This is a genomic window from Rasiella rasia, from assembly GCF_011044175.1.
Classification (GTDB): Bacteria; Bacteroidota; Bacteroidia; order Flavobacteriales; family Flavobacteriaceae; genus Marinirhabdus; species Marinirhabdus rasia.
The window spans coordinates 1,756,155-1,770,027 of the sequence record NZ_CP049057.1 but is presented as its reverse complement, the minus strand read 5'-3'; the positions used below and the strand labels follow the sequence as shown (position 1 = coordinate 1,770,027).

Sequence of the window (13,873 nt, the reverse complement as noted above, 5' to 3'; positions counted from 1 at the left end):
TTTAATGATTTAAAGTAACGGCTAAATCACCGTTAAACTCTGTATATAAAATGTTTCCGTCTACTTCTAACTGCGAAATGTGTTTGCTGTTTTCTCCCATCCACGAGTTTGCAATATGCAATTTAACCTTTTTATTTAAAACAGCTTCGGTTGCGTTTTCTATGGTGAACCCGTTTTCTAGTCCGCGATTAATGTAAAAGAAATTACCGTCTTTGTCGTGAAACACTAAATCTTTTACTCCACCTTCGGAAATTTTAACGACTTCAATTTCTTTAATAAAACAATCTTCTTTCTTAGGGTTGTGAATTAAACAACTCGTCATAAGACTGGCTGCAAAGATAAGCAAGCTAATTTTTTTAATAATAGAGTTCATCTGTTCTTAAGTTTAAAAAGCGCTGTGTCGCAAAAAAGGTACTCAGCCATGTTATAAAAATTCCGATTAAAAATACACCAACAAAGAGTACAACAAGTAAAATTTGGTCGTCTAAGAGCTGTAATTCTGGAAAGCTTTTGTTTAGATAGTATAACACAATACCCATGCCTATTAAAGCCAATACGGCACCAATCATTCCCAATCTAACACTCTTCCATATAAAAGGACGTCTAATAAAACGTTTGGTTGCGCCCACCATTTGCATTGTTTTAATTGTAAAGCGCTTAGCGTATACAGAGAGTCGAATAGAACTGTTAATGAGTAGTACGGCTATAAATAAAAAGATAGCGCTTATTACCAGTACCCATAAGCTTACTTTTTTTACATTGTCATTAAGCAAGGCAATGAGAGGTTTGTCGTAAACCACTTCATCTACAAAATCTTTAGTCATGATTTCTGTAGTAATTTCTTCTAGCTTCGTTGGGGAAACATAATCTGCAAGCATATAAACGTCGATGCTATTTTGCAACGGATTGTATCCCAAAAAGTCCATGAAGTTTTCGCCAATCGTAGCAGCGTGTTCTTCTGCTGCTTGTTCTTTAGACACAAATGTTGCTGTTTTGGTGTATTCTGCCAAAGCCAGGCTTTGCTTTAGCTGGGTGATTTCTACTTCCTTTGCGCTATCTTTTAAATAAACTGTTAGCGCTATTTTTTCTTTGAAATGATCTGCAACTTTCTTTGTGTTTAACACCAATAACCCTAACAAGCCTAATAAAAATAATACAAGCGAAATACTAATTACTACCGAAAAGTAAGAAGAGATAAGCCGGCGTTTTTGATATTTTTCAAAAGATGATGCCATTTTTTGGTGGGTATTGGTTATACATTAGAACTGCCGTAAAGGTACAAAACAATCTAAACGTGCAGAGAAACCTAGTAGAACAATTATGCGTGTTCAAACGGTTTGTTTGCAGTGTTCAACGTCTCTGTATTTTACTAACGTTCAATCTTTCCTCTTTCGTACAATAGCCGTAAATTTGCCCTTTCATATACCGAAACACAAGCAATGAGCAACTATCATTTTAACGATATTGAAGCCAAATGGCAAAAGTACTGGGCAGAAAACCAAACATTTAAGGCCGTAAATCATAGTAACAAGCCAAAATATTATGTCTTAGACATGTTTCCTTATCCGTCGGGAGCAGGACTACACGTAGGTCACCCATTAGGGTATATTGCCAGCGATGTGTACGCCAGATTTAAGCGTCATCAAGGTTTTAATGTATTGCACCCAATGGGGTACGATAGTTTTGGGTTGCCTGCAGAACAGTATGCCATACAAACCGGACAGCATCCTGCCAATACCACCCAAGTAAATATTGAAGGTGGAGTAGATAAACAAGGCCATAAAATTGCAGGGTATAGAAAACAAATGGACCAAATAGGTTTCAGTTTCGATTGGAGCCGAGAAGTGCGTACATCAGACCCTTCTTACTATAAATGGACACAATGGATTTTTATACAATTGTTTCATGCGTGGTACGATTTTGATGCAAAGAAAGCAAGGCCTATTTCAGACTTAATAACGGTTTTTTCTTCGGAAGGTAATGCTGAGGTAAATGCAGCTTGTGATGATGGTATTGCTGTTTTTTCTGCGGAAAATTGGCAACAGTACACAGCAGAACAACAACAACAAATTCTATTGCAATACCGCCTTACCTATTTAGCCGAAACAGAGGTAAACTGGTGTCCTGCACTGGGAACAGTACTTGCTAATGATGAAGTGGTAAACGGAGTGTCTGAACGTGGTGGTCATCCTGTAATTCGTAAAAAAATGAAGCAATGGAGTATGCGTATAACGGCATATTCACAAAGACTTTTAGATGGGTTAGATACAATAGACTGGCCACAACCTTTAAAAGATTCTCAAACCAATTGGATTGGTAGAAGCGAAGGCGCAACAGTTACGTTTAATGTCATCTCGAAGGAGCACAGCGCTGAGAAATCGCACACGATTCCTGTTTTTACTACACGCCCAGATACGATTTTTGGTGTAAGCTTTATGACGCTGGCGCCAGAGCATGAACTGGTTTCTAAAATTACTACAGACGCTCAAAAAGCAGAAGTAGCTGCCTATGTTGAAGCCACAGCAAAGCGAAGCGAACGTGAGCGTATGGCTGATGTAAAAACTATTAGCGGTGCTTTTACGGGAGCCTACGCCGAACATCCTTTTACTAAAGAACCTATACCTATTTGGATTGGTGATTATGTCTTGGCGGGCTACGGAACTGGAGCGGTGATGTCGGTTCCCTGCGGTGACCAACGTGATTACGATTTTGCCAAGCATTTCAATATTCCTATTCCTAATATTTTTGAAGGGGTAGATATTTCCGAAGAAGCCTTCTCAGATAAAGAAAACACGAAGATTGCTAACAGCGACTTTTTAAACGGCTTAAACTATAAGAAGGCGACCAAAACAGCTATTTATAAGTTGGAAGAACTTGGGGCAGGAACGGGAAAAATTAACTATCGCTTGCGAGATGCAGTGTTTAGTCGCCAACGTTATTGGGGAGAACCATTTCCAGTATATTACGAAAATGGTTTGCCACAAATGATAGCCGCAGCGCATTTGCCTTTAACATTGCCAGAAATAGACGAATACCTTCCAACCGAAGACGGTAAACCGCCGCTGGGTCGGGCAGAAATATGGGCGTGGGATACTAAGCATAATCATGTAGTTGCTAATAGCCAAATTGATAACAAAACAGTATTCCCTTTAGAGCTCAATACCATGCCTGGTTGGGCAGGAAGCAGCTGCTATATGTTTAGATATATGGACCCGAGCAATACAGAAGCCTTGGCAAGCGATGAGGCGATGCAATATTGGGAGAACGTAGATTTGTACTTAGGCGGTAGCGAACATGCTACGGGCCATTTGTTATATAGTCGTTTTTGGGTAAAAGCATTATACGATTTAGGGCATTTAAAAGTAGAAGAGCCGTTTAAAAAACTCATTAACCAAGGAATGATTTTAGGGGAGAGTGCTTTTGTGCATCGTGTTGCAGGTGAAAATAAGTTTGTTACTTCTTCCTTAGCCTCAGAGTACGATACGCAGCCAATACACGCAGACGTAGCTATGATTAACATCTCTAACGAACTAGATATCGAAGCCTTTAAAAATTGGCGCGAAGAGTTTAAAGATGCTACATTCATAACAGAAGAAGACGGTACATTTAAAGTCTCCCGTGAGGTCGAAAAAATGTCGAAGTCTAAATACAATGTGGTAAGCCCAGACGATATTTGTAAAGATTATGGCGCAGATACCTTGCGTTTATACGAAATGTTCTTAGGCCCGTTAGAGCAAGCTAAACCTTGGAGTATGGCAGGTATTACGGGTGTGCATAGCTTCTTAAAAAAGCTATGGAAATTGTACCATACGGGAGACAATGGTTCGTTTTTGGTTTCAGAAACAACTGCGTCTAAAGATAGTTTAAAGACATTGCACAAAACCATAAAAAAGGTAGCAGCAGACATAGAGAACTTCAGTTTTAATACTTCAGTTTCAACCTTTATGATTGCCGTGAACGAGTTGGGGGCTCAAAAATGTACTTCTAAAGAGGTTTTAGAACCGTTGCTTATAGTAATATCACCCTATGCTCCGCATATAGCAGAAGAGCTATGGAGCTTGCTAGGGCATAACCAAAGTATTTCTGAAGCCGCTTTTCCGAAGTTTGAAGAAAAACATTTAGTAGAAAGTGCAAAGAATTACCCTATTTCTTTTAATGGCAAGATGCGTTTTACCATGGAGTTGCCATTAGAAATGAGCAAGGATGCTATCGAGGCTGCCGTAATGGCACACGAGAAAACACAATTTTATCTAGAAGGAAGAACACCTAAAAAAGTGATTATTGTTCCCGGAAAGATCGTGAATATTGTAGGGTAACGGGTACGCCTCTTTTATAGATCGAGCCATTGATGTTAATATTTCTTGAAAATTATCTGGTAAGAAAAAACGAGCATAGTATTTGCTATATTTATAAAAGTAAATAATAAGAGAAGTGTTAGGGCATTTCAGAAAAAATTAAAAATTATGATTGGATACTATATACTCGCGGGCGCCATTTTTTTGGTAAGCATGTATGTGAGCAATAAATTGAAGAGCAAGTTTAAGAAATATTCGAAGATTCACTTGCAAAATGGAATGAGCGGTAAAGAGATTGCCGAAAAGATGCTGGCAGATAATGGTATCACCGATGTTGAGGTGATATCTGTAGCAGGACAGTTAACAGACCATTACAATCCGCAAAAGAAAACTGTAAATTTAAGTGAAGCGGTGTATATGCAGCGTAACGCGGCTGCTGCAGCTGTAGCAGCTCACGAAGTTGGACATGCCGTACAACACGCCACAGCCTATAGCTGGTTAAAAATGCGTTCTGCTATTGTGCCTGCTGTTGGCATTTCTAGTAAACTCTCGAATTTTGTGATTATGGCGGGTCTAGGACTTTCTTTTGCAGGAATGGCGCTAGGAAATTGGGTGTTCTTAATAGGTATTGGGTTGTTTGCTATGACAACGGCCTTTTCGTTTATTACATTACCCGTAGAGTACGATGCGAGTAACCGTGCGCTGGCGTGGTTAAAAGACAAAAACATGGTGACTCCAGATGAATACGCAGGGTCTAAAGACGCGCTTAAATGGGCGGCTAGAACCTATTTGGTGGCTGCATTGGGCTCATTGGCCACACTGCTGTATTTTATATCACTATTTTTAGGTAGACGTTAGCCAACAACATTGTTAGGGTTGTATCCCATGTAGGGTACGTCTTTTTCAACAAACACTACACCGAAGTCTTCGAGCTCTTTTAAAATGGGTTCGTAGACTTCTTTTTTTATGGGTAATTGTACCCCAGGATTAGTAATCTCACCATTTAAAATTTTGAGGGTGGCAATTGCAACGGGCAGCCCCACTGTTTTTGCCATAGCTGTATAGGTTTGGTCATCACCTTTTATAACCATGCTGCTGTCTATTTGGTGCTTTTTGCCGTTGAGTTGATAACCAAATTTGTGATACATTACAATCATGTCTTTGTCTTCCGGCTGCAGGGTCCATTTATCTTCTAGAATTTTCTGAAGTGCTTTTGCAGGTGTCGCATCTTTAATTCCAATCTTCTTTTCAGTATTGAAAATATCTAACTCCAAAAGTTTCCCCCACATTAAATCATCTTGATCTATCTTAAGACTGTAACGAAGTTTTAGCTCTACTGAATCTGTTGGAGAATAGGGTAGAAATAAATTTACAAAATCTCTATAGCTTAAATTTTCAGAATCTGGAATTGTATAACTATCATCTGTCATGCCTAAATGCACAAACATATTCCAAGCTTTGCTAAATCCTACACGACGGATAGTTCCGCGATACAGGGTAAGTACGTCTTCTAAGCCATATACACTACGGTACTTTAAAGAATTTCTGTTGGCATAGGCTTCAAACCGTCCATGACCTTCAATGTCTAAAAATTCTGTACGTCTAAAAAGACGGTGATATGGTATATACTTATAAGTGCCTTCTTGAATAAACTCTGCAGCGCCACCTTGTCCGGCAACCACTACATTTCTTGGGTTCCAGGTGAATTTATAGTGCCAAAGATTGTCGTCACTTTCTGGAGCAACCAAACCACCTGTAAAGCTTTCAAAAAGTAACATTTCTCCCCCTTTATCACGAATACGATCTATCACCTGCATAGCGCTCATATGATCGATACCAGGATCAAGGCCGATTTCATTCATAAATATGAGTCCTTTGGCTTTAACCTTAGGGTCTAGCAATTGCATATCATTACTTATATATGATGCGGTCACCAAGTGTTTGCCAAACTCTAAACAATCGTTGGCTACTTCCATATGATATCTTGCTGGGAGCATAGAGATAACAATGTCTGCGTTTTCAACTGCTTCTCTACGCTGTGCCTGATTGAAAACATCTAGCAGGATGCCCCTGCCATTTGGATGCCCGCTGGTAAACTTTTGTGCATGCTGAATGTTGAGATCGCCAATGGTTAAAAAGAGGTCTTCGCTTTCAGATTTGTCTAATAAATACTTAATCAGACTCGTAGCAGAGCGTCCTGCACCTATAATTAATATGTTACGCATGAGAAGGGTTTTGGTTATCTTTGTGAGACAATTTAGAGCTAGCGAATTTAAGAATTGTAAGACACATTTATGGATAAATTAAGTAAAAATATTGTGGTAACATCGGCTGTTTTGGCAGCTGTAACAATTGCTATTGGTGCCTTTGGGGCTCATGGTTTAAAACAGTTAGTTACAGCAGATGCCTTGGCTACTTTTGAAACAGGGGTGCGCTATCAAATGTGTCATGTTTTGGCATTGCTTTTAGTTGGTTTTGCTGAAAAGGTACCCCCGACAACGAAGAAGTGGGTGTTTCGCTTTTTTTGCTTCGGAATACTATTATTCTCGGGCTCTATCTATATGCTTGCATTAAAAGAGCAACTTCCATTCTCTGTTTCATTTTTAGGTCCAGTAACTCCGGTAGGTGGATTCCTGTTTATTCTTGGGTGGGTACGGTTAGCTTATGGGTTATTAACATTTAATAGGGGATAATTACTATTTTTTAAAGACACTTTCTATTTCAGTTTTCTTATTTTTGCAGTCACAACAATTAAAACAAGTTATGGTCGACAAAAACCAAGCTACTAAAACGATTTCGTTAGAACAATACGGAATTAAGAATGCAAACGTTCACTACCAATTACCCGCAACCGATTTACATAATGAAACTTTAAGAAAGGGACAAGGCACAGAAGCTGATAGCGGTGCCCTTGCTGTTAACACTGGTGAGTTTACCGGACGTTCTCCTAAAGATAGATTTATAGTAGAGGATGACATCACTCGTGATAAGGTGTGGTGGGGAAACATCAACATTCCTTTTCCAGCAGATAAATTTGATGCTTTGTATGATAAAGTGACTAATTATCTTTCGGAAAAAGAAATTTATGCCCGCGATAGTTATGCATGTGCAGACGATAGTTATCGCTTAAACATTCGTGTAATAAACGAATACCCTTGGAGTAACATGTTTGCATACAACATGTTTCTACGTCCAACAGAACAAGAGCTTAACGGATTTGATCCAGAATGGCTTATTGTAAATGCACCAGGTTTTATGGCAGATCCTGAAGTTGATGGCACACGCCAGCACAACTTTGCTATTTTAAATTTTACAAAGAAAATTGCTCTAATTGGTGGAACTGGTTATACAGGTGAAATCAAAAAAGGAATATTTTCTGCGTTGAATTTTATTTTGCCCGTAGATAAAAATACGATGCCAATGCATTGTTCAGCCAATGTAGGTGATAATGGTGAAACCGCAATCTTCTTTGGGTTGTCTGGAACAGGAAAAACCACCTTATCTGCAGATCCAACACGTAAATTGATTGGAGATGATGAACATGGATGGACGGCAGAGAATACCGTTTTCAATTTTGAAGGTGGTTGCTATGCAAAGGTGATTAATCTATCTCAAGAAAATGAGCCAGATATCTATAATGCCATTAAGCCAGGAGCAATTCTTGAAAATGTAGTTATGGATGCCAACGGCGCTGTAGATTTTGGAGATACTTCTATTACGCCAAATACACGAGTAAGTTACCCGATTTATCATATTGACAATATTCAAGAGCCTTCTATAGGGCGTAATCCTAAGAATATTTTCTTTTTAACAGCAGATGCTTTTGGTGTGTTACCTCCAATTGCAAAACTAACACCTGGACAAGCGGCGTACCATTTTATTAGTGGGTACACTGCAAAGGTTGCAGGTACAGAAGCTGGAATTGATGAGCCTGTTCCAAGTTTTTCTGCTTGTTTTGGAGCTCCGTTTATGCCGTTGCACCCAACAAAATATGCCGAAATGCTAAGTAAAAAAATGCAGGAAGCAGGGGTGAATGTTTGGTTGGTTAATACTGGTTGGACTGGAGGTCCTTACGGTGTGGGTAGCAGAATGAAGTTAAAATATACACGTGCTATGATAACCGCGGCTATGGATGGGTCGTTAGAAGAAGCAAATAAAGATAACTACCATATTCATTCAGTATTTGGCGTACAACAGCCAAGAGTTTGTCCAAATGTTCCTACAGAAGTTTTAAGTCCTAGGTCTACATGGAATAATGATGAAGGTTATTACAAGACAGCGCATAAATTAGCGAGCTCATTTAGAAATAACTTTAAACAGTTTGAAGAATTTGCAAGTGAAGAAATAATGTCTGGAGGTCCGTTAGGAGGCTTGTAGAAAAATATTCAGAACAAAAAAAGGATCGCAATTTGCGATCCTTTTTTTGTTTGTAATCATAGCAGCGTGCTATTTATTTCCTTTGTTTGCTTCTTTAATATACTTCTCTAGTGCCATGCTCATTGACGGTGTCTCTGGAGTTGGCGCTTGAATATCTACACGTAAACCATTTTCGGCAGCAGCCTTAACTGTTGTGTTTCCAAATACAGCAATTCGTGTGTCGTTTTGTTCGAAATCTGGGAAATTCTCTAGAAGTGAAACAATTCCACTCGGACTAAAAAAGACTAAGATGTCATAAAATACATTTTTTAGATCTGATAGGTCACTTACCACCGTTTTGTAAAAAGTAGCTTGTTTCCAATTTACCTTTAAGTCGTTTAAGACGCTAGGAACTTCTGGCTTAAGCTTGTCTGAAGACGGTAATAAAAATTTCTCTGTCTTATATTTTTTGATGAGTGGAGAAAGCTCTGTAAAGGTACGCTTACCTACATAAATTTTCCGCTTTCGATACACAACATATTTTTGAAGGTAATAAGCAACTGCCTCACTCTGGCAGAAATATTTCATAGAATCTGGTACTTTAAAACGCATTTCTTCGGCAATTCTAAAGTAATGATCTACGGCATTTCTACTTGTTAGAATAACAGCCGTAAAATCACCAAGATCTACTTTTTGGGTTCTAACATCTTTTCCAGACACACCTTCTACGTGAATAAATGGTCTGAAATCTATTTTAACTTTTTGCTTTTCGATTAAATCGAAATAAGGAGAATTTTCAACCTTTGGCTCCGGTTGGGAAACTAAAATAGTTTTCACTTTCATAAGCTGCAATTTTTAATATTTCAATACTATACAAACACTTTATATAGAATTATATAGGGTGAAATTTCAAGTGCGCAAAGATACACAATAAAATAAAATAACTGGTTAAAAATTAAATGGCTATTTGTTTTGTAGCTATAGAAAAGGGAAATGCCATTTAAAAGTACCACAAGGCCTATAAATACAAACAGTACTGAGAGTGGGGGGTCGTAGACATAAAAAAACACGAGATTGCCTGCAAAAAGTAAGATAGATAGTAAGTTTCTATAGCTTAGTTTTTGGTACAAATACTTATTTATAACACCTTCTAAGTTGAAAATTACCCCAATTAATTTCTCGATAACAAACTTAGATAGTACAAAAACGGCATATAGTGTGCAAATTTGTAAAAAAAGGAGCTTAGGTTGCGCTATATTTTGATTGGTTGCGCGCAACACTAAAAACATGAATAAAGACACCAACGCTACCTGAGGCACAAAGAGTAAAATGTTGAATGGATGCCGTATTTCGTCTCCCTTACCAAGCAATAAAAAGTATTTATTGGTTACAGGTAGTAATGTGAATTCTTGAAAGCGTTTGGGATATAGATATTTAGCCAAAGTATAGCACAGCAAACAACCAACCAAAACCAGTGTTACCCAATTCAAATTCTCAAAAGTGCGTACGGCATACTCCATACGCGCAAAATTAAGCAGAAAATAGTGGGCAAACTCGCTTGAACTTACAATTTTTACCAACAACATATGCCCAAAAAAAAGTACATTTGCGCTAAAATTATTGCATGTCTAAAGCCCTTGTAGTTATACCTACCTATAATGAAATTGAAAACATAGAGCGATTGTTGCGAAATGTGTTTTCATTACAACGGGATTTTGATGTGTTGGTGGTAGACGATAATTCGCCAGATGGCACTGCTGCTGCGGTAAAGGAATTAATGAAGGAATATCCTGAAAGCTTATTTATTGAAGAACGTAGCGGTAAAATGGGTTTAGGTACGGCCTATATTCATGGCTTTACCTGGGCATTAGAAAGAGAATATGAGTACATTTTTGAAATGGATGCCGATTTCTCTCACAACCCAAACGATTTAATACGTTTGTACAACGCTTGTGTTAAAGGGGGGTACGATATGTCTATAGGTTCGCGTTATATAAAGGGTGTAAATGTGGTTAATTGGCCCATGAGTCGTGTTTTATTGTCTTGGTTGGCATCTAAATATGTGCGCTTTATCACGCGTATGAAAGTGTACGATACCACAGCAGGTTTTGTCTGCTACCATCACACTGTGTTGCGAAAAATTAATTTAGAGAAAATTCAGTTTGTTGGATACGCTTTTCAAATTGAAATGAAATTTAAAGCATATTTAGCAAAATTTAAAATAGTAGAAGTCCCCGTAATATTTACCGACAGAACAAAAGGGGAGTCGAAAATGAGTGGCGGTATAATTTCAGAAGCTATTTTTGGTGTTCTGAAAATGAAATTTAAGAGTCTTTTTGGATCTAACAACTTTAACGAAATTTAATGCACCCAATATTAATAAAGAATGCCAGAATTGTAAATGAAGGAACCATCACAGAAGGTGATGTGTTGATTCTTAATGATGTTATTGCTGAAATAGCCAGTACCATTAGCGCTAAAACTGGCGACACCAAAATTATTGATGCAGATGGTCACTATTTAATTCCTGGAATGATAGACGATCAAGTGCATTTTAGAGAGCCAGGGCTAACCCATAAGGCAACTATAGAAACTGAATCTCGCGCTGCCGTCGCTGGAGGAATAACTTCTTTTATAGAGATGCCAAATACGGTGCCTCAGGCCACAACAATAGAGCTGCTAGAAGATAAATTTGCTATTGCAAAACAGACTTCTTGGGCAAATTATTCGTTTATGTTTGGAGGTACAAATAATAATATAGACGAAATTTTAAAGGTCGACCCTAAAAAGGTCGCCGGATTAAAACTTTTCCTAGGATCTTCTACGGGTAATATGCTTGTTGATGACCCAAAGACCATTGAAGAAATTTTCAGCAAAACAAAACTTCTTATTTCTACACATTGCGAAGATGAAGCTACTATTAAAAAGAATATGGCAGCTGCAATTGAAAAGTATGGGGAGGATATTCCAATTTCAGAACATCCTAAGATTAGAAGTGCCGAAGCATGTTATATTTCATCTAGTAAAGCTATAGAACTAGCTAAGAAAACAGGAGCTCGCTTGCATGTATTTCATTTGTCTACAGAAAAGGAAACACACCTTTTTAAAAATAAGCTTCCGCTTCATAAGAAAAAGATCACTGCAGAAGTTTGTGTACATCATTTGTGGTTTACCGATGAAGATTATGCTGAAAAGGGAACTCATATTAAATGGAACCCAGCAGTAAAATCTGAAGCCGATAGAGAAGGATTGTGGAAAGCACTAAATGACGACCGTATAGACATCATTGCTACAGACCATGCCCCGCATACCTTAGAAGAAAAATCGAATGTATACACGAAAGCTCCGTCTGGAGGACCTTTAGTTCAGCATGCCATAGAAGCATTGTTTGAAATGCATCGCCGTGGTCGTATTTCGGTAGAAAAAATTGTACAGAAAACAGCACATAACCCTGCAATCCTGTTTGAAATTGAAAACCGCGGATTTATAAAAGAGGGTTACAAAGCAGATTTAGTACTTATTAATCCTAATGCGCCATGGACTGTTACTAAAGAAAATATTGCCTACAAATGTGGATGGTCACCTTTTGAAGGCACAACATTTACCTCGCGTATAACACATACATTTGTAAATGGGGTTTTAGCCTATGAAAATGGAAAAATGGTAACACGTACTCATGGAGAACGTCTAACCTTTGCAAGATGATAAAGAATATTTTATTTATACTGTTAAGCGTGTGGTTGGTGGGCTGCCAGGAAGTAAAACGTCCTGAAAAACCAGATAATTTAATCCCAAAAGAAACCATGGTCGCTTTGCTTACCGAGATTTACCTTGGTAACTCTGCTCGTAGTATAGATAACAAACGAATTAGAGAACAGGGAATTAAGTTAGATTCTTTTTTATTTGCTACCTATAACGTAGATAGCCTTCAATTTGCAAAAAGTAACGCCTATTATACCGCAGATATTAATACCTATAATGAGATTTTTAATGAGGTACATGCGCGTTTGGAAAAATTAAAGGAAGTAGAAAACGCACGAAAGCTTGAAATTAATGCTCGAAAAAGAGCGAAAGCAGATTCAATAAAATCTAATAAGACTTCAACTAAAGAAGAATTAGATACCGTTAAAGAAAAGCAAGGATTAATAGATCCTGTAACAGAAGAAGAGCAATAGTATTAAGTACGGTCATTTCTGAAATTTTCTGTTACCCTAGCTATTGTTTCAGAAAAAGGGGTGTATGTGAAGGATAATTCTTTTTCAATCTTACTTCCGTCATAAGTTTCATACGTGTACAACGAAGTTACAAAGGCCCGAAGCAGCTTTCTTCTTGTACCAAAAACGGTTGCGAAAAACCAATCTATTTTACTAAAAAGTACTAGTTTCCATTGAGCAATGGGCTTTGAAGGAGCTGGAACATTTAGGCTGTTTGCCGTTTCAGTAAGAAATTCTTGATAGCGTTTGTTGGTAGCAACCAATATAAAGCGTTCGTTAATTATAGTGCTTTCCATGAGTTCTAGCATCGCGCGTGTGACATCTTTTACGTCTACGAGACCAATACCTCCTGAGGTGTAATACGAAAGTTTACGAGCAACTTTTTTAATAATGCTGCCACTTCCTTTGTACCATAATCCCTCGCCTAGAATAACTCCGGGATTTACGATAACGGCTTGTAATCCTTCTTGTGTGCCTCGCCATACCTCCATTTCGGCACCGTATTTTGTAATGGCATATACGCTATTTTGAGTCTCTGGATTCCAATAGGTTTCTTCGGTAAGCGTCTCGTTAGCAACAGAATTTCCTAAGGTGGCTATCGAGCTAACGTAGCACAATTTTTTAACCGATTTCGAGATGCATAAATTAACAATATTGGCAGTACCTTCAATATTTGCTTTCTTAAGTTTCTGATAGTTTTTCGGATTAAAGTCTACATATGCCGCGGCGTGGTATACGTGTGTTACATCTTTGAACGCTTCGGTTAATTTAGGAATGTTGGTAATGTCTGCTTCAAACCACGTGATTTGGTTGGCTAGTTGCTTCGGGTTGTCAGTATAGTATCCAAACACCTTTTCAACTACAGTTAAGTCACTGTTACTTCGATGAATAGCACGTACATCTGCTCCTCTCGAAATAAGAAGATACAGAAGATGACTTCCAACAAGGCCTGTGCCACCGGTAACTAAAATCATAACACGAAAGTACTATTTTTTATGGGATGCTTTT

At 38.1% G+C, this 13,873-nt stretch carries 13 protein-coding genes; 7 read left to right on the top strand and 6 right to left on the bottom strand.

The genetic code is table 11. The features are described from left to right. Position 1 precedes the first annotated feature (1 nt). Both G5B37_RS08055 and G5B37_RS08050 read right to left on the bottom strand, forming a co-directional pair. Complete coding sequence (locus tag G5B37_RS08055; protein WP_164679529.1) at positions 2 to 373, bottom strand: hypothetical protein; 372 nt, start codon at positions 371 to 373, stop codon at positions 2 to 4. Further along, positions 357 to 1,235, bottom strand: coding sequence for a cell division protein FtsX (locus G5B37_RS08050; protein WP_164679528.1), 879 nt, complete (start codon positions 1,233 to 1,235; stop codon positions 357 to 359). Before G5B37_RS08050 ends, G5B37_RS08055 begins: the two co-directional genes overlap by 17 nt. A 204-nt stretch (positions 1,236 to 1,439) precedes the next feature. Between G5B37_RS08050 and leuS the strand changes: the two genes are divergently transcribed. Both leuS and G5B37_RS08040 read left to right on the top strand, forming a co-directional pair. Continuing rightward, a complete protein-coding gene (leuS, locus tag G5B37_RS08045; protein WP_164679527.1) occupies positions 1,440 to 4,316 on the top strand; it encodes a leucine--tRNA ligase in 2,877 nt (958 codons plus the stop codon). A gap of 147 nt (positions 4,317 to 4,463) precedes the next feature. After that, positions 4,464 to 5,153, top strand: coding sequence for a zinc metallopeptidase (locus G5B37_RS08040; protein ID WP_164679526.1), 690 nt, complete (start codon positions 4,464 to 4,466; stop codon positions 5,151 to 5,153). Here G5B37_RS08040 and G5B37_RS08035 read toward each other — a convergent pair. After that, positions 5,150 to 6,520, bottom strand: coding sequence for a saccharopine dehydrogenase family protein (locus G5B37_RS08035; protein ID WP_164679525.1), 1,371 nt, complete (start codon positions 6,518 to 6,520; stop codon positions 5,150 to 5,152). The two genes, G5B37_RS08040 and G5B37_RS08035, sit on opposite strands and share 4 nt — an antisense overlap. A 69-nt stretch (positions 6,521 to 6,589) precedes the next feature. Between G5B37_RS08035 and G5B37_RS08030 the strand changes: the two genes are divergently transcribed. Both G5B37_RS08030 and pckA read left to right on the top strand, forming a co-directional pair. Continuing rightward, positions 6,590 to 6,988 (top strand): DUF423 domain-containing protein, encoded by a 399-nt coding sequence (locus G5B37_RS08030; RefSeq protein WP_164679524.1) that lies wholly within the window; start codon positions 6,590 to 6,592, stop codon positions 6,986 to 6,988. Positions 6,989 to 7,058: 70 nt separating this feature from the next. Next, entirely contained in the window at positions 7,059 to 8,672 is a 1,614-nt protein-coding gene (gene pckA / locus G5B37_RS08025) for a phosphoenolpyruvate carboxykinase (ATP) (RefSeq protein ID WP_164679523.1), read from the top strand. Between the two features lie 69 nt (positions 8,673 to 8,741). On the opposite strand, the gene G5B37_RS08020 is transcribed toward pckA, so the two are convergent. Both G5B37_RS08020 and G5B37_RS15275 read right to left on the bottom strand, forming a co-directional pair. Further along, on the bottom strand, positions 8,742 to 9,494 hold the full coding sequence (locus G5B37_RS08020) for a uroporphyrinogen-III synthase (RefSeq protein WP_164679522.1): 753 nt from the start codon (positions 9,492 to 9,494) through the stop codon (positions 8,742 to 8,744). 26 nt (positions 9,495 to 9,520) lie between these two features. Continuing rightward, positions 9,521 to 10,171, bottom strand: a complete 651-nt coding sequence (locus tag G5B37_RS15275) for a DUF4271 domain-containing protein (protein ID WP_164679521.1) — start codon at positions 10,169 to 10,171, stop codon at positions 9,521 to 9,523. Positions 10,172 to 10,275: 104 nt separating this feature from the next. On the opposite strand from G5B37_RS15275, the gene G5B37_RS08010 reads away from it, so the two are divergent. Genes G5B37_RS08010 through G5B37_RS08000 form a run of 3 tightly spaced genes read left to right on the top strand, consistent with a single transcriptional unit; the run spans position 10,276 to position 12,826 of the window. After that, on the top strand, positions 10,276 to 11,016 hold the full coding sequence (locus G5B37_RS08010) for a polyprenol monophosphomannose synthase (protein WP_164679520.1): 741 nt from the start codon (positions 10,276 to 10,278) through the stop codon (positions 11,014 to 11,016). Beyond that, positions 11,016 to 12,356, top strand: coding sequence for a dihydroorotase (locus G5B37_RS08005; RefSeq protein WP_164679519.1), 1,341 nt, complete (start codon positions 11,016 to 11,018; stop codon positions 12,354 to 12,356). The genes G5B37_RS08010 and G5B37_RS08005 overlap by 1 nt, the downstream gene beginning before the upstream one ends. Further along, positions 12,353 to 12,826 carry a DUF4296 domain-containing protein gene (locus G5B37_RS08000; protein WP_164679518.1) on the top strand — a complete coding sequence of 158 codons (474 nt, stop codon included), beginning with the start codon at positions 12,353 to 12,355 and terminating at the stop codon, positions 12,824 to 12,826. The genes G5B37_RS08005 and G5B37_RS08000 overlap by 4 nt, the downstream gene beginning before the upstream one ends. Positions 12,827 to 12,828: 2 nt before the next feature. Here the strand turns inward: G5B37_RS08000 and G5B37_RS07995 are convergent, their stop codons facing one another. Next, positions 12,829 to 13,839, bottom strand: coding sequence for an NAD-dependent epimerase/dehydratase family protein (locus G5B37_RS07995; RefSeq protein WP_164679517.1), 1,011 nt, complete (start codon positions 13,837 to 13,839; stop codon positions 12,829 to 12,831). Positions 13,840 to 13,873: the final 34 nt, after the last annotated feature.

Bases quoted from the DNA above. Each gene is read 5' to 3' on its own strand.
- G5B37_RS08055 (WP_164679529.1), bottom strand. From the start codon at position 373: ATGAACTCTATTATTAAAAAAATTAGCTTGCTTATCTTTGCAGCCAGT.
- G5B37_RS08050 (WP_164679528.1), bottom strand. From the start codon at position 1,235: ATGGCATCATCTTTTGAAAAATATCAAAAACGCCGGCTTATCTCTTCT.
- leuS (WP_164679527.1), top strand. From the start codon at position 1,440: ATGAGCAACTATCATTTTAACGATATTGAAGCCAAATGGCAAAAGTAC.
- G5B37_RS08040 (WP_164679526.1), top strand. From the start codon at position 4,464: ATGATTGGATACTATATACTCGCGGGCGCCATTTTTTTGGTAAGCATG.
- G5B37_RS08035 (WP_164679525.1), bottom strand. From the start codon at position 6,520: ATGCGTAACATATTAATTATAGGTGCAGGACGCTCTGCTACGAGTCTG.
- G5B37_RS08030 (WP_164679524.1), top strand. From the start codon at position 6,590: ATGGATAAATTAAGTAAAAATATTGTGGTAACATCGGCTGTTTTGGCA.
- pckA (WP_164679523.1), top strand. From the start codon at position 7,059: ATGGTCGACAAAAACCAAGCTACTAAAACGATTTCGTTAGAACAATAC.
- G5B37_RS08020 (WP_164679522.1), bottom strand. From the start codon at position 9,494: ATGAAAGTGAAAACTATTTTAGTTTCCCAACCGGAGCCAAAGGTTGAA.
- G5B37_RS15275 (WP_164679521.1), bottom strand. From the start codon at position 10,171: ATGGAGTATGCCGTACGCACTTTTGAGAATTTGAATTGGGTAACACTG.
- G5B37_RS08010 (WP_164679520.1), top strand. From the start codon at position 10,276: ATGTCTAAAGCCCTTGTAGTTATACCTACCTATAATGAAATTGAAAAC.
- G5B37_RS08005 (WP_164679519.1), top strand. From the start codon at position 11,016: ATGCACCCAATATTAATAAAGAATGCCAGAATTGTAAATGAAGGAACC.
- G5B37_RS08000 (WP_164679518.1), top strand. From the start codon at position 12,353: ATGATAAAGAATATTTTATTTATACTGTTAAGCGTGTGGTTGGTGGGC.
- G5B37_RS07995 (WP_164679517.1), bottom strand. From the start codon at position 13,839: ATGATTTTAGTTACCGGTGGCACAGGCCTTGTTGGAAGTCATCTTCTG.